General features: G+C 65.7%; 19 protein-coding genes and 1 pseudogene. 14 read left to right on the plus strand and 6 right to left on the minus strand.

What is annotated here, in order from left to right; genetic code table 11:
* Positions 1–80: 80 nt before the first annotated feature.
* From ACNUDN_RS28710 to ACNUDN_RS28735, 6 genes are all read right to left on the minus strand, one after another.
* Positions 81–269, minus strand: coding sequence for a hypothetical protein (locus ACNUDN_RS28710; RefSeq protein ID WP_049777510.1), 189 nt, complete (start codon positions 267–269; stop codon positions 81–83).
* Between the two features lie 37 nt (positions 270–306).
* Positions 307–1,326 carry a nucleotidyl transferase AbiEii/AbiGii toxin family protein gene (locus tag ACNUDN_RS28715; protein WP_011896205.1) on the minus strand — a complete coding sequence of 340 codons (1,020 nt, stop codon included), beginning with the start codon at positions 1,324–1,326 and terminating at the stop codon, positions 307–309.
* A complete protein-coding gene (locus tag ACNUDN_RS28720; RefSeq protein WP_011896204.1) occupies positions 1,323–2,015 on the minus strand; it encodes a hypothetical protein in 693 nt (230 codons plus the stop codon). The genes ACNUDN_RS28715 and ACNUDN_RS28720 overlap by 4 nt, the downstream gene beginning before the upstream one ends.
* Before the next feature lie 90 nt (positions 2,016–2,105).
* On the minus strand, positions 2,106–3,002 hold the full coding sequence (locus ACNUDN_RS28725; RefSeq protein ID WP_011896203.1) for a hypothetical protein: 897 nt from the start codon (positions 3,000–3,002) through the stop codon (positions 2,106–2,108).
* Positions 3,003–3,060: 58 nt separating this feature from the next.
* On the minus strand, positions 3,061–3,966 hold the full coding sequence (locus tag ACNUDN_RS28730; protein ID WP_011896202.1) for a hypothetical protein: 906 nt from the start codon (positions 3,964–3,966) through the stop codon (positions 3,061–3,063).
* A 52-nt stretch (positions 3,967–4,018) separates the two neighbouring features.
* Positions 4,019–4,465, minus strand: a complete 447-nt coding sequence (locus tag ACNUDN_RS28735; protein ID WP_041801111.1) for a helix-turn-helix domain-containing protein — start codon at positions 4,463–4,465, stop codon at positions 4,019–4,021.
* Between the two features lie 207 nt (positions 4,466–4,672).
* On the opposite strand from ACNUDN_RS28735, the gene ACNUDN_RS28740 reads away from it, so the two are divergent.
* The 14 genes and pseudogenes from ACNUDN_RS28740 (at position 4,673) to ACNUDN_RS28805 (ending at position 20,159) form a co-directional block, all read left to right on the plus strand.
* Positions 4,673–5,005, plus strand: coding sequence for a type VII secretion target (locus ACNUDN_RS28740; protein ID WP_041801110.1), 333 nt, complete (start codon positions 4,673–4,675; stop codon positions 5,003–5,005).
* Positions 5,006–5,260, plus strand: a pseudogene (locus ACNUDN_RS28745) (PE domain-containing protein); the annotation flags it as partial.
* 126 nt (positions 5,261–5,386) lie between these two features.
* Entirely contained in the window at positions 5,387–6,625 is a 1,239-nt protein-coding gene (locus ACNUDN_RS28750; protein ID WP_081437724.1) for a PPE domain-containing protein, read from the plus strand.
* Positions 6,626–6,640: 15 nt separating this feature from the next.
* Entirely contained in the window at positions 6,641–6,970 is a 330-nt protein-coding gene (locus tag ACNUDN_RS28755; RefSeq protein WP_049777507.1) for a hypothetical protein, read from the plus strand.
* Positions 6,970–8,400 carry a hypothetical protein gene (locus ACNUDN_RS28760; RefSeq protein ID WP_011896198.1) on the plus strand — a complete coding sequence of 477 codons (1,431 nt, stop codon included), beginning with the start codon at positions 6,970–6,972 and terminating at the stop codon, positions 8,398–8,400. Before ACNUDN_RS28755 ends, ACNUDN_RS28760 begins: the two co-directional genes overlap by 1 nt.
* Complete coding sequence (locus ACNUDN_RS28765; RefSeq protein ID WP_011896197.1) at positions 8,397–8,780, plus strand: YbaB/EbfC family nucleoid-associated protein; 384 nt, start codon at positions 8,397–8,399, stop codon at positions 8,778–8,780. Before ACNUDN_RS28760 ends, ACNUDN_RS28765 begins: the two co-directional genes overlap by 4 nt.
* Complete coding sequence (gene eccA / locus ACNUDN_RS28770) at positions 8,777–10,576, plus strand: type VII secretion AAA-ATPase EccA (protein WP_431961279.1); 1,800 nt, start codon at positions 8,777–8,779, stop codon at positions 10,574–10,576. The genes ACNUDN_RS28765 and eccA overlap by 4 nt, the downstream gene beginning before the upstream one ends.
* Entirely contained in the window at positions 10,576–12,036 is a 1,461-nt protein-coding gene (gene eccB, locus ACNUDN_RS28775) for a type VII secretion protein EccB (RefSeq protein WP_011896195.1), read from the plus strand. The genes eccA and eccB overlap by 1 nt, the downstream gene beginning before the upstream one ends.
* On the plus strand, positions 12,033–16,175 hold the full coding sequence (locus ACNUDN_RS28780) for a type VII secretion protein EccC (protein ID WP_011896194.1): 4,143 nt from the start codon (positions 12,033–12,035) through the stop codon (positions 16,173–16,175). Before eccB ends, ACNUDN_RS28780 begins: the two co-directional genes overlap by 4 nt.
* A gap of 94 nt (positions 16,176–16,269) precedes the next feature.
* Positions 16,270–16,563 carry a PE family protein gene (locus ACNUDN_RS28785; RefSeq protein WP_011896193.1) on the plus strand — a complete coding sequence of 98 codons (294 nt, stop codon included), beginning with the start codon at positions 16,270–16,272 and terminating at the stop codon, positions 16,561–16,563.
* A gap of 28 nt (positions 16,564–16,591) precedes the next feature.
* Positions 16,592–17,944 carry a PPE family protein gene (locus ACNUDN_RS28790; protein ID WP_011896192.1) on the plus strand — a complete coding sequence of 451 codons (1,353 nt, stop codon included), beginning with the start codon at positions 16,592–16,594 and terminating at the stop codon, positions 17,942–17,944.
* A 183-nt stretch (positions 17,945–18,127) separates the two neighbouring features.
* Positions 18,128–18,436 (plus strand): hypothetical protein, encoded by a 309-nt coding sequence (locus ACNUDN_RS28795; RefSeq protein ID WP_011896191.1) that lies wholly within the window; start codon positions 18,128–18,130, stop codon positions 18,434–18,436.
* 42 nt (positions 18,437–18,478) lie between these two features.
* Positions 18,479–18,766, plus strand: a complete 288-nt coding sequence (locus ACNUDN_RS28800) for a hypothetical protein (protein WP_011896190.1) — start codon at positions 18,479–18,481, stop codon at positions 18,764–18,766.
* Between the two features lie 646 nt (positions 18,767–19,412).
* Entirely contained in the window at positions 19,413–20,159 is a 747-nt protein-coding gene (locus tag ACNUDN_RS28805; RefSeq protein ID WP_158230582.1) for a MinD/ParA family ATP-binding protein, read from the plus strand.
* The last annotated feature ends 56 nt before the right edge of the window (positions 20,160–20,215 follow it).

A 20,215-nucleotide genomic window follows, 5' to 3' on the forward strand; every position in this document is an offset into this window, starting at 1 on the left:
TCCTCGCTGCCAGTTGATGAGACGTTGATGCGACTATGCGGGCACGGCGGTGGGTTCTCAAGAGGAGCTGATCGGCGCGGTTATGTCTGCGGTAGAGGCTCGATGGTGCCGCCGGTCGCGGCGGCGTAGGCGGCTGCTTCGGGGCGCTCTGCTTCGGTGAAAACCTTGATCGCTGAAGGGTTTCCGGGGAGGCGGACGAGGATCGCGAAGTCGGCGATGGTGGCGTCGGTGTGTTTGCGGGGCTGGCGGGTGAAATGGTTTTCGCTCACGGCTGTGATTGTGCTCTCGGGTGCCGACAGGTTGGGGTCAGCGTTGGGGGCGGCGGCGGTAGTGGTCGGTGATGGGGCGGCCGTCTCTGGTGTGAGGGCGTACCCAAACCTGTCCTGGCACTGTGGGCCCGCGGTCTGGTGGGCGCCATGCGCCGGCGTGGTGGTCCCACGTGTAGCCGGTGTTGAGTTCCCCGGACAGTAGTGGGTTGAGCCAGGCGCTGACGGTATCGGCGGCGTTGTCGAGGTGGCGTAGGGGTTCGGGCAGTGAGGTGGTGGTGGCGATGCGGGTGTAGCCGTTGGACCAGTTGGGGGGTATGTCGATGGTGTTGGGGGGCGGTTGGGTTCGGGTTTGTGCGCGGCGATCCAGGGCGGTGCGCAGGTCGTCACCGTTGATGTCGACGGCGCCGGCGTAGAGGGTGAGATCGACGAGGTCGCGGTAGCGGTTGGTGGATCGTCCTGTCGTGTCGCGGTACATGACGCCGATGATCTTGTCGGCGAGTTGGCTTGCCAGTGGGTAGAGCGGGACAGCTGGTAGGGGTGACATGCCTTTGACGTCGGGGACTATCGGATTGGGTTGGCGGCGCTCGATGTCGCTGATGGGGATGGTGTCGGAGGCGACGTCCACGGCGAAGACCGCGGCGCGGTCGGCGCCGATGGTGGCGGTGATGCGCAGTTTGGTGCCGTTCATGACGCCGGTGAACGGCTCAGCAGTGTCGACGGTGTAGTCGAACGGGTCGAGGTCGCTGAGGCCGGTGTGGGTGGCGATGTCGTCGAGGACCTGGTGGCGGTCGCTGCGCCCTGGCTCGGTGGCGGTGAGGTCGAGGTCTCGGGTCGCGCGGGCTCCGGGGACACGGATGAGCATTCCGATGCCGCCGGCGACTACCCAGGGTGGCTCGTTGGCGTTGAATACGCGTGCCATGAATCGTTGAATGACGAACTGGCGCAACAGTTCGTGTGAGGGTTGTGGTGGTTGGGTGGTGCGTGCGTGGCGGGTGGCGCGGGTGCGTAGCGCGACCCAGAATGCTTGCTTGGTGCGGTATTCGTGGGCCCAGGTCATCGGCCGGTGAAGAGGAGTTCGTTGGCGGCGATGAGGTGGGCGGGAGCGCCTACGACGGTGAGGGCGTGTTCGATGGTGTCTCGGCCGGCGCCGTTGGTGAGTGGGTCGAGGGCGTCGGTGAGGTCGGTGATGTTGGTGAGGGCTCGGGTGAGCGTGTCGCGCAGGATGTCGCCGAGGTGGCCGGCGTCGATGCCGTCGGCGTAGAGGTCGGCGATGGTCTGGGCGATGGTGGTGGTGGGGATGCCGGCGACGAGTCGCCAGGGTGGCCACTGTCGGGGGACGTGAAATCGGATCCAGGGGTTGTTGGTGCGCCGGGGTGTGGGCACGGTGTAGTCGAGGTGGTCGGGCTGCAGTGTTCCCAGTTCATAGAGGTAGTGGGCCGCGGTGAGGTGGGATGCCAGTGGGCCTGGTGTGCCGGCGCGTAGCGCGTCGAGTCGTTCGCCGGCGAAGTGGGAGGGTTCGAGGGCTAGCCAGGTAGCTCGGACGGCGTCGAGAGTGATGTCGGTGGGTGTGCCGGCGAAGCGGTAGACCGCGCGGGTGTCGGTGTGGTGGATGCGGTCGGCGGCGCAGAGCTGGGTGATGCGTTTTCGGGTCATGCCGAGGCGGGTGGCCTGGGCTGCGGTGAACATGCCCCACTGGCCGGCCGCTTCCACGGCCAGCGCGAGTTCGGCGTCACGCATCCCGGACATGCTCTTAAAGATACCCTGATTAGGTATCAATTGGGTAGCTCAGGACTACTGTTGGTGGTGTGGTCGCCGGGGCACGTGATGCAGGGTGCATCACGTGGTGGGTGTCGCGGCCCAGGTCCAGCGGGTCGGGTGGCGCCGGCGTAGAGCATGCAGGTATCCGTCCAGTCCGCCGTTGAATTGGGCGATCAGGCGGAGGTCGGGGCCCGCCTGGTGCACTGCAGCGTCGAGGAGGTGTTGTCGGCTCAGTCGGCCTGTGGGGTCGGCGAACTGTGCGCTGCATTCGCGGCATTGGAGAGTGCCGAACAGGATGGGAGTGCGGGATCCGCGTTCGACGAACCGTGCGGCCCTGATGTTGTTGCCGCTGATGAGGTGTAGGCCGGTGTCGAGGGCGAGGTGATCCACAATGTCGAGAACCTCATCGGGCGTTGCCCAGGAGCCGCCAGGGCGGCCTGGCGACCAGAGTCTGCCGCCGTTGCCGAATTCGCTGGCGTCCATCCACTTGGGGAGGAGCCGGAGGTACTCGTCGGTCGCGCCGTGCAGGCGCATTTCGGTGGAGGCAAGTACGGTGCCGTCCTGGTCGTGGATTTCTTCGAAGTTGGCGTAGTACATCCGGTAGGGCCACGCGGCTTGGTTCTGTTGGCGCAGCGTGAGTGCGACGCCGCGTTGCACGACTGCCTCGACGGTCACTGGTGTCGGGCTGGCTGCGTAGATTTCCCTGGTTTTGGGATGATCGAAGTCGGGATCGGGTTCTACGGGGCCGGGCACAACGACGCGGTAGACGTCACCCGGTTCGGGTTCGCGCTGGCTGTTCATGTAGCGGGCGGCGTACCCGCGCGCGACGCCGAGATGAGTGGTGAAGTACACGAGGTCTGGGCGGTAGCGGGGAACTTGGGGTTGCGCCCCTGGTGCCCAGGAGTAAGCAGTCGAGTAGTCGAGGCCGAGGTGCGCGGCGGGGACGATGCGGTCCCCGGGCTGCTTGCCGGGCACTCCGCCGTGGAAGAAGCTCGTCGGCTGAATGATGTTTCGGACTCGCTGCGTCGGCGTGTTAGGGGCTGCGGAGTTTGTCGTCGGGAAGCCAGATTCCCGATCCTGGGATCCATTCGACCCAGTCGGGCGTTGTGGCTGAGCCCATGGTGCCGGGTGGGCCGAGGCTGCCGGGGGTCTGGTAGATGGCGTTGTCGGGGAGCTGGTCTTTGGGGAGCCAGTAGCCCGAGTCGGGGAGCAGTTCGACCCAGCCGGGAGTGCCGTAGGGCGAGGAAGGGCCAAGGCCGCCGGGTTCGGTGACGTAGAGGCCATCGAGTTCGTTGTCGGGCAGCCAGATGCCGGTGTCCTGGCCGATCTCGATCCAGTTGGGGGTGCCGGCGCTGCCAATCGTTCCCGGTGGGCCGAGGCCGCCAGGTTCGGTGATGATGGGCATGCTGCGCTTGTCGGGTGGGCCCTCGGTGTCGGGTTTGTCGGTCTTGAAGTCGACGGCCTGGGTTGCGGTTGGGTTCTCGACGCTGTGGGGGAGCTCGGCCGAGGAGGCGGCGAGCTGTTCGGCGATGGTCGCGTACTGGGTGGCGGTCTGCTCTATGAGCTGGGCTGCTTCGGTGATGCGCAGCTGTCCTGCCTGGAGCAGCGCCGCCTGTCCGGTGGGGGTGTCGGCCAGTGGGCCGAGGATGGCCTTGTCTTGCTGCCATGAGGTCTCGACCGCGGTGAGGCCGGTGCGGGCTTCTTCGGAGAGTCGGTTAGCGGAGGCGACTGCGGTGGCGGCTCTCTTGTGGGTAGCACGCAGGTCTTCTCGGTTGGTGTCGAGTTCGGTGTGGACGGTGCCAGCGCGCTCGGCGGCTGTGCCGGTCCAGTCGGTAGGTGTGCTGACCTGCCCGCCATAGGCTGGTGGGGTCAGCTCGGGCGGGGTGAGGTTGCCCAGTAGCTGGCGCGCCTGCTGGAGGGCAGCGTCAACGGGATGCATGAGTCAAAGGTATCGCGATGTTGGGAACTTCGAGAAGCGGGTGCTCGGGAAGTTATGCGGGTGTTCCTGGGGGGCGTGTGCGGGCGCGTTCGTAGGCGGCGCGGTAGGCGGCGGGGGTGAGATCGAGGATGGCGGCGATGGTTGCAGCGTTGGAGTCAGTGAGGGCGACTTCGCCGCGCTCAATGGCGCCGATGGTGGTGGTGCTCAGTGCGGTCGCAGCGGCCAGTTGTGGCTGGGTGAGTCCGCGGATGACGCGCCAGTCGCCGGGGTAGCGCCGGTCGGGGGGGATCTTGATGAAGGACTCGGGGGTGAGGTTGAGGACTGCGGCGACGCGGACAAGCGCGTCGATCTGGGGTGTGGCTTTGCCGTTTTCCCAGTTGTCGATGGTGGCGCGGCCGGTACGGGATAGGCGGGCGAGATCCTGGCGGCTTAGACCGGCGGAGATGCGGGCTCGGGTGAAATCCTCGGGGTCAAAGCCTCGCATGACGCGTCGGCTCATTGTGGTGCCAGTGGTGTGGGTGTGGCGGTGTGGGCCATGGTTGCAGAGTTTGGACGATGGCACCACATACAGGTACATGCTAGCGTAATAGTTCACGGGTATAGATTGGCGTCAAAGGGGGGTGTAAACATGGCAGTACTAACCGCGGACACGATGGTCGGGGGTGCGCCTGTTGAAAACACCTGTTCGCTGCAAGATCATTACCGCATGAGTTCAGCACCTGTTTCCGTTGACCCGGCGTCGTTGCGGACCTCCGCCGTTGACAACGACGAATGTGCCGCGAGCTACGACGAGTACCGGCGCCAGGTCTCTGCGTGGATCGACGGTGTCGAAGACGAGATCATCCGATGTCATGGCGCCATCGCGGCTCCCGTGGGGGCGTCCCTGCGCGAGTACTTCGGCAGGGTGTCGGGCTACGCCGAGCAGACTGGCGCGCGGCGGGCTGGTATGGCCCAGAATCTGATGGCCGCGGCGGGGCGCTACGAAGGCGGCGATGCTGATGGCGCACAGTCGATCTCTGCTGCAGGCGGTGGCCTGTAGGTGGCTGGAATTCGGGTTGATCCTGCCGAGGTTGGGCCGCGTATCAGTGCGGCGTTGAGCTCGGCAGCGGCCGCGCTGGCGGCGCCTGCTGCGATCACCCCGCCCGCCGCGCCCGGGGCGGATCCCGTATCAGTGGCCGCGGCCGGACAAGTGGCAGCGAGTGCGGGGCGGCTCAGCGCTGATCTTGCCGGGGGTATCGCTCGGATCACTGAGGGCTCGCAGGCAGTCGCTGCGGCGCTGCAGCGCTATGTCGATGGTGACGCGGCGGGCGCACAGGGCATTTCGGGAGGGTCGGTAGGGGCTGGCTCGGTAGGCGGTGCTGTGCAGGCGGCGCTCTCGGCGCTGAATATCCCTGCGCCGCCCGCAGTTTCAATCCCTGACATGCCTGATACGTCTTCTGCGGTTGCGCAGATCCCCGCAGAGCCTGCGACTGTCGACGACGCGTTGCGCGGTGGTGCCGGTGAAGCTGGAATGGAAGCTCACGCAGCGGCGTGGGATTCTGCGGCTGCGGAATTGAGTTCGGCGGCTGCCGCTTTGCAGGCGTTGGCAACTGGGCTACCCGGCTCGTGGGACAGTGAGGCGGCCTCGCTGCTGTCGGCGCGGCTTCAGAGCTTTGGTCAATGGATGAACGAAGGCGCGACCTCGGCGGGTGCGCAGGCAATGGCGGCGCGTCAGGTGGGGTCCTATTGGCGGTCTGCGGTAGCTGAGCATCCTCGGGCCGAGGACGTTCGGCAGCGGTACAAGCTGTTGCTGGCGGCATCGACGAGGGCGGCCGCCGGTGATCCCCGTGGTGCCGCGGAGGCTGCCGAGCATGAACGTGCGATTGAAGAGGCCAGAGAGGTCTCGGCGTCGACGATCAACCGCTACGGCGAAGGTGCGGGCGGGGTCAACGATCAGGTGAACAAGCCCGGCGACTCACCGCGCATCAGCGGTGACGGGGACCCGCGTTTGCCGGACAAGCCGGCGGGCGAGATCGGCAGTATCGATGATCCTGCCGCAGCTGATGAGCTGCAGTCTGGTGATGCTGCGCAGGGGCTTGGCGAATCGACTGGCCAGGGGATGCAGTCGGTGATGTCGACGTTGATGCAGATCCCGTCGATGGTGGCCAATGCCGGTGGCCAGATGATGGGTAAGGCCGGTGAATCGGTGCAGCAGATGGGCCAGCAGGCCAGTCAGGCCGCCAGCCAGCTGGGCAATGTTCTCGGTGGAGGCGGATCGCCGACCGGCGGTTCGGGCCTGGGCAGCTCCGGGCGCAACCCATTGAGTGCCTTGGGGTCTGGCGGTGGCGGGTCAGGTTTGGGCGGTGGCGGCGGTGGTGCTGGAGGAGGTGGCCGCACGATGCCGGCCAGTCTGCCCGAGCAAGCGCCGGCCGCTGCCCCGCCGCCGGCCGCGTCATCGACTACCGCGCCATCGACCGGTGCTGGTGCTCGGCCGGGAGGATTCGGCGGTAGCGGGATGATGCCGATGGGCATGATGCCGCACAACCGTGGCGGGGAAGGCGACAAGGAAGCTGCCCGCAATAAAGACTGGTTTCCCGACGAGCCACTGGTCGCTGACGAGCCCGAGGTCTCCGAACCGGTGGCCGGTCAGCGACGTCGCGTGCGGCCGACCGAGACTTAAGAAGGAGTTCAGCCAGTGTCGTTTCACCCCGCGGTGGAGAGTTTCCTGGCCAAGTCCAGGGAGCTGGGCTCGGTGCTGGGCAAGGTTCAGTCGGCGATGTATGACGATCTTCGCGTGCGCCGTGCGGCACCCGAAGAGCCCAATGTGATGCCAGAGATAGACGGGTATGGGGCACTGACCGACCTGTACCTGGACGGCATCGTGGGTCGCTATTCCGCGCGGCAGATCGAGGACCTGGTGATGTCAGGGCTGCAGGAGTGCTACGCGGCGATTGACGAGCGGCGCCTGGAGGCGGTGCGTGAGGCGGTGCCCGAGTTCGATCAACTCGACCTGGGGTTGGGTTGATGATTGCTGGACAGGCAACCCCGGCTGAGTTGGTCGCTGAGTGCCTCGATGGCGGCGTGCGCAGGCTGCTGGGCGGTGTGCACTCGTTGACCTCGGCCAGGGCAGTGGTGGTGCGCGTTGACCCGCAGTGGGTGTGGGTGAAGTTCTCCACCGACCCGGGACGTCTGGCAGCTCCGTGGGAGTTCGTCGACGCGGGCTGGGTGCGCGCTCCCCGCGGCTCCGAGCCAGGGCTGCGTGACGCGTCGGCCGATCCCGTTCTCGTTGTACTGGGTGTGGGCGAATCCGAGCTGCTCGCGGTCAACGCATTAGCCATCGATGAGATCGGTGTGACCTGCACAGGCCGCGACGCGATGATCGCCCACTGGACGATGCAGGCGGCCGCGCAAGGGGTTGTCGCCGACGACGCAGCGATAGCCGGCGCGCGGGTCAGTGGCAACCCGGATGCCACGGTGGTGATCGCTGACCCGCTGCTCGCCGACGACCCCGGGTGGGTCGACGTGCTAGCCGCGGGTACGGCCTGGCCCGTGCGGCCCCTGCGCCGGCCAGTCCTTGCGCTTCCCGATGGAACACCCGGCATCGAGCGCGGTGCAGTCGAGACAGATCCAATTGACTCGAATTCTCCCATCGCTGGTGTCGCCGACGGTGGACAGATCGCGGGCGAAGGGGTCAAAGTGGAATCAACCGGGCTGGTCATCGATCCGGTCGACGTGGCATCGACACTGGACGCGGCTGCCACGGAGCCGCCGGCGCCGGCCGATCCGGTAGTCGCCGCAGATGACGTCTCGACGAGGGTCGCGGGCACTGACTTGAGGCCAGTCACAGGGGAGGCGGCTGTCGCCCCGGATCGCCCGCAGGGGCCCTGGATGACGGTGTTCGGGGGATTCGAAGTGGTCGACGGGACCGGCTCGCCGTTCCAGCCGATGCAGCAGCAGATCATCGGCGCAATCGCATTCTGTCAGCCGATCGTGACGGCGGATCTGTGTGACATGCTGTTCGGAGATCCCGCTCGGCCGAAGAGTTTTCATGTGGCCTTGAGCAAGATCCGCAACCGAGGTCTGGACCCGCGTCACACGGATACGGGTTACGTGCTCGACATCAACTCCGAGTGGAGGCAGTTCGTCGAGCTGGTGGGAGAAGATCCCGCGACCGCCTCGACCGGTGCGCTGGCTTCCGCTGCGGCAATGGTGTCTGCGCCGCTGTTCGGTGCGGAACCGCCGCGCTGGGCAGCGGCCCAGATAGCGGAGATGACGTCTGTGGTGTGCCTGGTGTGCCGGGAGTTGGCGGCTCGCCATTGTGAGGATCCCCCAACCGCGCTGCGGTACGCGCGGCTGGGATTGGTCTTCGATCCTGATCATTTTGAGCTCGGACGGATGGTGGAGTTGCTGACACAGGGAGCAGGCGGCGTGCCGGACAGGGGAATCGCATCGTGAGTGATCTCGGGCAGCAGGTTGGCGATGTGTCGGTGCCGGAGTCGACCGAGGAGTTCTACGCAAGGGAGTTCACGGTTTTCAACCCGGCCGGTTCGGTTGGGGTTACCTGCAATGGGCGCGGGCAGATCAGCGCGCTGATGCTGGAGCCTGAGGCGTTGACCAACGACGAAACGCTGGCCGAGGAGATCGTGGCGATCGCGGGGTTGGCGCGGGCCAAGCAACGCATGGAGTTGCGGCTGTTCACGTTGCTCAGCGCCGAAGCGCAGGGCCGGAATCCGGATCCGATCGACAGGTTCTGTCGGCGGACGCAGAAACTACCGACGCCGGAGGAATACCAGGACATGGAGAGTGCGGAGTTCGCGCGGAGGTACCCGGCGTGAGCGCAGCTGAGGATCGATTCGATGCTGGCGTAGCGGCGTTGGGGATCATCGACGGCGGCCGCGCGGATAGTGCGCAGGCGTTGCGGTACTTTACCGCTGCCAGCGAAGAGGACCCGCAGATGTGCGATGCCTGGCTGGGTCGAATGCTGTGTGGTGACAACGAGACCGGTGTGATCTATCGCGCGTGGCGGTCGCGGGCGAACATGCACCAGCAGTTGTCCCGGTTGCAGGTTCCGCCGGCCCATTTCGTGCCGCGGTTCGATATCGGGATGGGGATCGTCGCCCTCGACCAGCCGATCGTTGACCGCGGGATCCTGACTGTGGCGTTGGCGCGGATGCAGGCGATGCGGACCCCGCCGGATTACGCGGAGGCGTTGGAGACCTTGGCTGAGGCGCCCTCGACGATCGCGGGGCGGTGGCTCGTTGGTGCGATTCACTACAAGGCTCAGCGGTGGCCGGAGGTGATTTCCAGCCTGGGGGAGGAGCTGGGCTCCTTCGAGGCTGATCAGTTGTTGCGGGTGGCCGTCGATGTTGCTCTTGGCGGTGCGCACGCGTTTCTGGGTGAGTTCGATGAGGCGCAGCGCTACCTGCATAGTGTCGAGGCCCAGGAGAATTTGCCGGGAGCCAAGCCGGCGGCGAAATGGTTCCTGGCGCTCATCGCGCGGGAACGTGGCGAGGAAGATGCTGCGGTCGCATTGCTCAAGCAGATCAACGCGGTGGCGCCGTCGGCGGAGGTAGCGGCGGCGATCGCCGATCCCGGTATCCGTTTGAAAGTGACGACACGTGAAGCGGTGGCAGCCAGGACTGACCCGTGGGATCCCGAGTCCGGGCCCGATGCCGCCGAGCTGGCCGGGGAGCGAGCCGCCGAGGCGCGCGCCAAGCTGTTGGCTGAGGCGACCGCGGAACTGGACGCCCAGATCGGCATGGGTGCGCTCAAAGATCAGATCAAGACGTTTCGGGCGCGGATCCGGATGGCGGCCAAGCGGCGGGAGTTAGGTCTGAAGACTCCCGGTTCGGCCAACCACATGGTGTTTGTCGGTCCGCCGGGAACAGGCAAGACCACGATCGCGCGGGTGATGGCCAACATCTTGGCCGGCTTGGGTGTGATTGCCGAGCCCAAGCTGATCGAGACCGGGCGCCGCGATTTCGTCGGCGAATACGAAGGGCATTCAGCAGCCAAGACCGGGGCGACGATCAACAGTGCTCTCGATGGTGTGTTGTTTATCGACGAGGCCTACACGCTGGTCCAGGAGCGTGACGGTCGGGCCGATCCGTTCGGCAAGGAAGCCCTGGACACGCTTTTGGCGCGAATGGAAAACGATCGGGACCGGTTGGTGGTGGTGATCGCCGGCTACGAGAACGATATCGATCGGTTGCTCGCGGCCAACGAAGGTCTTCGGGGTCGGTTTGCGCACCGGTTCAAGTTCGAGACCTACAGTGCCGGTGAGCTGGTCGCGATTGCTGAGGCTGTGGCCGTCGGTCGCGACGATGTGCTGGCTGAGTCGGCAGTCGAGGTCCTGCGCGCCACCTGTGGCCGGTTGGCTGAACTACGGATCGGCGATCGCAGCGCGATCGACGTGGTTGGCAACGGACGGTTCGTGCGCAAGGTGATCGAAGGTGCGGCCGATTTCCGCGACCTCCGGCTTGAGGAGGATCCACCGGAGGTCCTCGATGCCACGACATTGACTACGATCATCGGCGCCGATATGGCGTTGGGGTTGCGCAAAGTGTTAGCCGCCGAATCCAGCGAAGCCGGTTCGGATCTGACGCAGCTCGTCGAGATCGTGGGGTCCTGATGCCGTTCATCCCGTCTACGAAGCTGCAAGTCACCGGCTACAAGTTCCTGGTGAACCGGCTGACGCACGCGCTGACCCGGCACGACACCTCGATGCGCCACGACCCCAATCGGTCGGCGACGATGGCGGCGATGGCAGGGTTCCTGGTCGCCGCGCTGGTCGCTGTTGGGGCTGTCGCGCTCGCATACTTCAAACCGCAAGGGTTACGGGACAATTCGCCGATTGTGCAGGCTCGCGAAACGTCGGAACTGTTCGTCACGATCGACTCAAAGCTGCACCCGGTGCTGAACCTGGTCTCGGCGCAGCTGATCGTCGGCAAGCCGGACACGCCAGCATTAGTGAAGACCTCCGAGGTACAGAACATGGCGCGCGGATCGCTGGTGGGTATCGCCGGGGCGCCGTCGCGCGTGTTCCAGCCGGCGCAGAAGGATTCAGTGTGGACAGCTTGTGATGTGATCGATCGGCCCGGGACGGCCCGGCCGGCGGTGACGACGGCGGTCATCGCCAGTGATCAGCAGCAGTTGTTGAGTGCTGACCCGTCGGCGGCGCGGATCGTGCAGGGCCCCGATGAGGCGACCTGGCTGCTCACCGGTGATCAGCGTCGCCGCATTGACATCAACGACACGGCCCTGGTGTTGGGTCTGGGGTTGCAGCGGTTCCCCACCATCGACGTGATCAGCGAGGAATTGTTCAACGCGATCCCGGCGGGGCGGCCTATCAGTTCCCCGGTCATCCCGCAGGGCGGCAGTGTCCCGGGGTATGCGGTAAGCCCGGGAATCGTTGTCGGATCCGTGATTCGGGTTCCCTCAGGAGAGGACGCCGACTGGTATGTGGTGCTCGCCGACGGTGTTCAGAAGATCTCTGAGGTGATGGCTGCGGTCATCCGCAATACCAATGCCTACGGGGCCGACGTGGCGCCCACGGTGTCTCAAGATGTGGTTGCGCGGCTGCCTGCGGCCAATCCCGGATTGGACACGAGTATGTTTCCGGAGTCGCCGCTGCACTCCTCGCCAAGTATGGAGGAACCGGTGACGTGCTGGCAGTGGGTCAAGGCCGCTGGGGAGCAGCAGTCCCGGACGGTGCTGACCTTCCGGCCGGGGTTGCCGTTGGACGCCGAACAGCAGATGCTGTGGCAGCACGAGTTGGTCTCGCGGCCCACCGTGTCGATGTACGCGCCGCCGGGGTCGGGTTTCTTCGTGCAGACCACGGGGTCTGATCCGCGGTCTCCGGCGCGCGAAACGCTGTGGTGGGTCTCCGATGCGGGGGTGCGCTACGGGCTGATGTCTTCGCGGGAAGGCACGTCGACGGAGAAGGCGCTGGGTCTGAGTTCGCCGATTCCGGCTCCGTGGGCGGTATTGGCGATCTTGGCTGACGGCCCAGGGCTGTCGAAGGAGGCGGCGTTGATCAGCCAGGACACGATCGCGGCGGGCAACGGCGATACGGAAGGTGGGCTGCGATGAGTGTGCGTCCCTGGATCCCGAACCGGTCGAGCAAACGGGTCGAGGCCCCCTCGGCTGAGGAGATCACGGTTGCCACCGAGGTGCCGCCGCCCAACGAGATCCCAGAGGTGGTGCCGCCCAACAAGTTCCAGAAGCTGCTCCCGCTGTTGATGGGCGTAGCGATCATCGGCATGATCGGCATCTTCTTATCCATGGGTATCCGGCGGATGAGTCCGATGATGCTGATGTTCCCGCTCATGTTCTTGATGGCCGCTGGGGGCATGATGGCCGGGCACGGCAACAGTGGCGGCCCTAAGACCCCTGAGATCGACCTCAACCGGCGTAAGTACCTGGAGATGTTGACCGGGCTGCGGCGCAAGGTTCACTCGCGGGCGGCCGCGCAGTACCGCTACCTCGCGCACTACGCGCCGTCGCCTGACACGCTGGCCGCGCTGGTCAGCAGTCCTCGGCAATGGGAACGCAGCGCCCCTGATCGTGACCCGACCTACTTTTTGGCCCCGCGGGTCGGGGTGGCGGCCCAGAAGCTGGGCGGCGGCATGACGATGAAAGAGACCGCCGAGAAGAAGGATCTTGAGCCGGTCGCGCGCACGGCGGGGGAACGATTCTTCCGGGCCCATCGCGCCGTCGAAGGTATGCCGACGCTGATTGACCTCAAGACCCATCGGGCGGTGCAGTTCTTCGGAGAGGGCGATCTCGCCAGCGTGGTGCGCGCACTGCTGCTGCAGGTGGCGGTGTTCCATCCGCCGAACATGGTGATGGTCGCGGTGGTGACCAACAATCCGGCCGACTGGGACTGGATCAAGTGGTTGCCGCACAACCAGCATCCGCTGCGCCTGGACGCGCTGGGCACCGAACGGATGGTGTATTCGCCGGCCGAGGCTGGCGCTGCGTTGGCCGAGCTGATCGCTGACCGCGGAGATTTCTCTGCTGATGACAAGTACACCGGAGCCAAGCCATGGCTGATTGTTGTCGCTGACGGTGTGGGTTCGGTGCCCGGATGCGGTGAAGGTCTGGAAGCCGTGACGGTCATACGCCGTGGCGAGGTCGATGAATCTGGGCTGGAAACCCTCGGTGCGCGGGTGCAGATCGCCGCAGATGGGGCAGCCCGTAAGCGGCGCATGACACCCGATGACCCGCTGAAGTTCTGGCTGAGCCGGGCCGATTCGGTCGGCGTCGAGCAGGCCCGTCAGGTGGCGCGGCGGATGACCCGGTGGCGGGCTGCCACCGATGCCCAGATCTTGGCCGGTGTGGAATCGTCGCTAGCAGAAACCCCCAAGACATGGGCCTCGCTACTGGGCATCGACGATGTCGGTTCCACCGGCACGAGCACGTGGCGAACCTTCCGCGAGGGCGACCCCGATCGGATGCGCGTCCCGATCGGATGGACCAAGTCAGGCGCCGTGATGTCGTTGAACATCAAGGAGGAAGCCGAGCAGGGAATGGGGTCACATGGGTTGATCCTGGGAACCACCGGATCGGGCAAGTCGACCCTGCTGATCAACCTGCTGCTGGGCTTGGTGGCTCGACACACCCCTGAGCAGCTGAACCTGATCTTGGTCGACTACAAGGGTGAGGCCACCTTTGACGGGTTCGAAAAGCTCAACCACACCGTGGAGATCATCAGCAACCTGTCCTCAGGTAAGGACATGATCAGCCGGTTCGAGGAAGTCATGCGCGGCGCTGTGGAGAAGCGTCAGGCCGCGCGCAGCGAGTTGGGCAAGCGGACCGTGGGCAAGAAGTTCCGTGACGCGATGACCTATCTGAAGGCCCGCGAACGAGGGGCGGCGCTGCCACCGTTTCCGACCCTGTTGATCGTCGTCGACGAGTTCACCGCGTTGCTCAAAGACCATCCCGAGTTCCGCGATGTCTTCGAGCACCTGGGCCGGCAGGGCCGTTCTGATCGGATGAACCTGCTGCTGGCCACCCAGTCTTTGACCGGGGTGTCGGTCGGCCAGCTGCTGTCGAACTGCGGGTGGAAGATCGCGATGAAGACCGCTAGCGCCCAGGACTCCCAGGCGGTGATCGAGACCAAGGAGGCCTATTACCTCGACAAAATCGGCGAGGGCTACCTCAAAGTTGGCGGCGCCGAGCCGCAGTACTTCACCGCCGCCAACCCACAGGCACCCTACTTCCCGCCGGTGGCCGCACCCGAACGGGCGGACAAGCGCGGGACGGTCGGGTTCTCCGGGGTCGCACCGTTTAGCGTCGAGGCCGTTCCGCTGCCTCAGGAGGAGCCCGTCGACGGTGACGGTGCACCGGTGGTGGCGGTGCATACCGCCGAGGAGATCGCCAGCGCTCCCGAGATTGCCTCGGTGATGCTCGACCAGTTGGCCGGCCAGGGGGAGCCTTGCGAGAAGCTGTGGCTGCCCCCGCTGCTGCGGCCTCGGCCGTTGGGGCGGTTGATCGCCGACAGTGGTTTGCGTGCGGGAGCCAAGGCGGTGCTCGATCTGCCGATCGGGTTGATCGACCGCCCGTACACCCACGCCCAGGATGTGTTCCGTGTCGATCTGACGGACAGCAACCTGTTGCTGCTGGGGCGGCCACGCTCGGGTAAATCGGTGGCGTTGCAAACCCTGGCAGTGTCGGCGGCGGCACTGAACAACCCGCGCACGGTGCAGATCTACGGACTGGACTGCGGCGCGGACCTCAAATTGGCGGCGTTGGAAGGGCTTCCACACGTCGGCGGCGTAGCAATCCGCGGCGACGGTGACGGCATCGCCCGGGTCATCGCCGAGGTCACCGAGGTGATGAGCCAGCGTCGCACGCTGTTCCGGGAACTGCGGATCGGGTCGATGGCCGCCTACCGCGACAAGGTGGCAGCCGGACAGGCGGCCGATGACGGTTATGGCGATGTGCTGCTGCTCATCGACGGGTGGGACAACTTCAAGAAAGAGAACGACACCCACCTCGATGCAGTCGCGAACCTGACCAACAACGGTCTGGCCGTCGGCATCCACATCGTGGTAGCAGTTCAGGTGCACTCCGAACTTGGCCGGGCGATGAACCAGAGCTTCAGCACCCGAGTCGACTTCAAGATGAACTCCCCGGAGCTGTCTGGGGTCAACAACAAACGGCTCGCCGAGGCGGTGCCCGACGATGTTCCCGGCCGCGGCCTGGACCTGGCCGAGGCGCTGCACATCATGATCGGCGCCCCCCGCTTGGACGACATCGAAGCCGTCGACGATGCTGGGCTGGCCGCGGCTATCGCCGAGGTCGCCGACCGCTGGCAGGGTCAGTCGGCGCGGCGGGTGCGCCGGCTGCCCGAACGTGTGGAGGCATCTTCTTTGGTGGTGCCGCCCGAGTGGACCGGATCGAAATGGTCGGTGCCGATCGGTATGTACGAAAAGGACCTCTCGACGGTCATGCTCGACATGCTCAGCGACCGTCACCTCAACATCTTTGGGCGCACCGGCGGCGGCAACGGCAGCGGCAAGACCCATCTGATCGCGGCGATCATGAAGTCGCTGATGGCCCGCTACAGCCCCGACGAAGTGAAGTTCATGGTCGTCGACCTGAAGTCCTCCCAGCTGCTCGACATCATCGACGAGCGCTACATCCTGAGCTGGCAGGGCTGGGAGACCGTGCCAGTGACCAACCCGGCGCCCGGCCAGCCGGGCACCACGCGGAAATCGGTGGCCCACAACGGTCTGATCCTCAACGCCACCGAACTCACAACGGCGGTGGAGGGGATCGCCAATGCGCTCGCGGGTCGCACACCGACGGAGAAGGTCGGCATGCAGGAACGTCGTGACCGGTCCTGGTGGAGCGGGCCGGAGGTCTTTGTGTTCGTCGACGACTACGCCATGGTCAACAGCGCGGCACCGCAGGCATTCGCGCCGCTGGCGCCCTACTGGGGCAACGCCCACTCGCTGGGCCTTCACGCCGTGGTGTCGTGCCCGATCGGGCTGGCCACCCGCGTGCTGGCGCAGTCCGGTTCCCTGCTCAAGATGAACAATGACGTCAACGGGGCCACACTGGTGATGGATGGCATCAAGGAGAACGGCCCCATCTTGGGGCTGCGGGTCCAGCCCCGTGTGACTGGCCGAGGTGTGCTCATCACGGCGGCGGGACAAGAGGTAATACAAACGCCAGTGGTAACTGAAATGGAAGACCCCGCGGGGGTACCAGGAGCCAACTGATCGGCAAAAGACCAGGTCGGGGCGCCTGTTGAGAAGGTGCACGGACCATGCAAATATCACGGTAGATTAGCTGGGGCAGGAAAGGGGATCACAAATGTTGCAGGTACAGCCCGAAGCCTTGCTTATGGGGGGCGCGTCTGTTCTGGGGCTTAGCGCCCAGCAGACAGCGGTCACCGCCGCGGCAATGCCCGTGGTGTCGGCACTGGTTCCGTCCGGAGTCGACGAAGTGTCGGTGATGGCGGCGGCGGCGTTCGGTGCCCAAGGTATCGAGTTCAGCGCCATGTCGGCCGAAGGCGCGGCGATGCTGACGCTGGCCGGTGAGGGCTTGACCGCGGTCGGGGCGGCCTACGAAGCCGGTGACGTCGCCGGTGCCACGCTGATCGTCTGATCCCCGGACTCGTCGGGGGTTCAACGGTATGTGGCATGGTTTCCCGCCCGAGGTCAACACCGGGCGGCTGATCGCCGGTGCGGGCGCCCAGCCCTACCTTCAGGCGGAGATCGGCTGGCAGACGCTGGCAGCCGACTTCACCGCCGCTACGACGGCGTTGCAAACACAGATCGCGGTGGTTTCGGGTGCGTGGCAGGGCATGGCCTCCACGCAGGCACAGGCGGCGTTCCAGCCATACCTGGCGTGGATGGGCACAGTGATCGCCATGGCCCAGCAGCGCGCGGCGGCAGCGGCCGCGCAGGCGTCGGCCTACTCGATGGCCGTGGCAACCACCCCCTCGCTGGGAGAGATCGCCGAGAATCACATCACCCACGCGGTGTTGCAGGCCACCAATTTCCTTGGTGTGAACACGGTTCCGATCGCCGTCAACGAGTTCCAATACTTCGTGGAGATGTGGAACCGCGCCGCAGGGGTCATGGAGAGCTACGCGTCGGCGACGGGGGTCAACACGACATTCCCACCGTTCCCCCCGGCCCCGCCCATCATGGCGGCCCCGGGCGCCCCGGAAGCGGGCCTGGCGGCGGTGTTGTCGCAGACCGCCGCCGCCCTGCCGGCGAGCATGGCGCGCAACGCGGTGCTGGCCTCACTGGGAGCGTCGAGCGTGGGGGAGAACGTCAAAGGCCGCGCACAGGCAGTCAGCCAGCTCAGCGGAATCGCGGGCAACACCGCAGCGTCGGCGGGCCAGCAGGGTGCCCAGCGCAGCGCCGAGGCAGCGGCCGCCGCGCCGATGGAATCGTCGCAGATGGCGACACAGATGTCGCAGATGGCCATGCAGGCGCCGCAGATGGCCGCGCAGCTGCCTCAGCAGGCCGGCCAGCTGCTCGGGCAGGGGCCCCAACAGTTCATGCAGATGGCGAGCCAGCCGCTGCAGCAACTCACCCAGCTGTTCAGTCAAGGCGCTGGCAGTGATCTTGCCAGCCAAGGCATTTCCAACGATGCGCTGATGTCGCACTTTGGTTCCGTTGACCAGATGGGGATGTATGGCACCAGCCCGGTCGGTTCGGCCGGCGGCGCCTACGGCGGGGCAGGGTTGCTCGGGTCGGGCGGCTCCGGTGCAACACTGCGATCTCCTGCAGGGTGGACCCCGCCGATTGCCGCAGCCCCGCAATCTGAGCTGGCGCCCTCTCGCGCCACCGTCGCCGGATCCGGTACCGGTGCGGTCGGCTCAGGCACCGGGATGATGGGCCCGATGGCCGGCGCGATGCGTGGTGTTGACGGGTCCATGGTGGCCGCCGACGAGCCAGAGGTCGATGAGCGACACGTGGTGGCCTCACTGGGCTTCGACACCATCGACTCGGGAGATGACGTCAGGGCATGGTGAGAGGAGGGGAGGAAGCTGGGGGTCCTCTTGCGTTCGCCGCAGGGATCGTTTTGGCTGGTAAGGACGGATTAGATGTTCCGCGTCGCTGCTGTTTCCGGCGCGGCCTTCAATGTCGAAGGTGAACCTCGTGAGACAGCAAGCGAGCATGACGCAACAACCAACCATTGATAAAGGGAGTGACAAGTGGCAATTCTGAGCACCGATACCGCGGTCCAGGCGGCCGTCGGCCAGGAGATCGGCAACATCGCTGCGGCGCAGAAGGGGCAGATTCAGGCGTTCCTCAGCGAGGTCCAGGCGCTGCAGGCCCAGTTCCAGGGCGAAGCGGGCATGGCCACCCAGGCCAAGGCCTCCCAGCTGCATGAGGTCGGTATCGCGTTGATGGCCGAGTTCGACAGCATTGCCGAGCGGGTCGGCCACGCGACGACCGGTTACATCAATTCCGACGCCGACGGCGCCAGCATCATCGGTAGCAGCGCCGGCGCGGCGTTCTGATCGGCCGAGACCACCTCACAACGAGACTGTAGGAGAGAGCAGATGACACAGCAGGTTTGGAACTTCGCCACCATCCACGCGACGATCGGCACGCTTCGTGGGAACGCCTCGACCATTCAGGCGGGCAACGAGCAGGCCGAGGCCGCCCTGGGCAAGGGTGTCGCCGCCTGGCAGGGCGAGGCCTCGGAGATGTGGGCGATGGAGCAGCAGAAGCTCAACAGCCGTGGCGAAGAGTTCAAGATCGCCGTCGATCAGTACCTCGCGGCGGTCGAGGAGGCCACCCACGGCCAGGAGAACATCGAGAAGGTGAACATGGCGTCGTTCGGCTGACACCATCACCAACTCGGAAATATAGCGGTACGGGTATAAGAATCCCGTGCCGCTATGTTTTTGCGCAGGTCACGATGGTGTTTTATTCATTCATTGGCGGTGTTAGGGTCAATTCATGAGCAATCCACAAGACCCGTATGGCGGCGTTTTCGAACAGGGCCCGCCAGCCGGCGGGGCGCCCCATCGGCGACCCCCTGCCGCCGAGCCGCCGCCCGCGCCCGCTCCGCCACCACGTCCAGCTGAACAGTTTCACGGTGACCCTCCGGACTGGCCGACGGAGGTCCATCCTGCTGTGGACGGTCCGCCGCCGCGGCACCAATCCGCTCCGCACAGAAGCTATGCACCGCAAGACTTCCCACCACCGCAGCCTCAGTACCGGCCCACCCCAGGCTTGGTCGAGCCGCGTCGTGGAGGGCACTACGCAGGCGGGGATGCCCTGCCGGTTCCCGCCCGTCAGCCGGCCACCGTAGAGGGATCTGTCGGGCTGGACCGTCTCGACGTACGTCGCCGCAAGGTTCCACCAAAAGCGGGATGGCGGCGAACCCTGCACACGCTGACGCGAATCAACCTCGGTCCTGGCAAAGACGAATCCTATGAAATTGGGCTGGTTGAAAATGTTCAGCGCCCCATTCGAACCACATTCACCGTGGCTGTGATCGGACTCAAAGGCGGCGTCGGAAAAACGGTCGTCTCCGAGGGGCTGGGATCCACACTCGGGTTGCACCGAGGCGATCGGGTGATCGCGATGGACGCCGACCCCGACGGGGGCAACCTCATCATGCGCCACGGCGTGGAGAATCAGCTGTCCATCCACGACCTCGTCGATGACACCTCGGTGGTCCGCTACCACGACGTGCGGGCTCACACGTCGCAGAATGGCAAGACCCGCCTCGAAGTGCTGGCCGGACCTGACTACGCCGGCAGCGACCGCGTAATCGACACCGGCGACTTCCAGAAGGCGCTGGGCATCCTGCAAGAGCACTACGCAGTGGTCGTGGTGGACTGCGGGATCGGACTCAAGACCGAACTGATCCGATCGGTGCTGGCTGAGGCCGGGGCGGTGGTGGTGGTGACCAGCGCCTCGATCGACGCGATGCACGAAACCCGCGACGCGTTGGCCTGGCTGCGGCACGCCGGCTACCAGCGCTTGCTTGACACCGCGGTGCTGGCGATCAATCGAACCGAGGCCGGGCGGCCCAATGTTGATGTCGCGCAAGCGATCGAGCAGTTCTCCCGGGAGATCCGACCCGATCGGATCTTCGAGCTGCCCTTTGACCGGCACCTGCACGAAGGCAAAGAGATCACCTTGGAGCTGCTGAACAAAAAGACCCGCCGCCGCTACCTGGAGATCGCCGCGGCGCTGTCGGACCTGTATCCGCGGACCGTGAACTGACTGAGCTCCACAACGATGCAAGCTCGACACAGTGGCGCCGCAGGGGGCCGGCGCGA

It is taken from the genome of Mycobacterium sp. smrl_JER01 (genome assembly GCF_048513595.2).
GTDB lineage: Bacteria > Actinomycetota > Actinomycetes > Mycobacteriales > Mycobacteriaceae > Mycobacterium.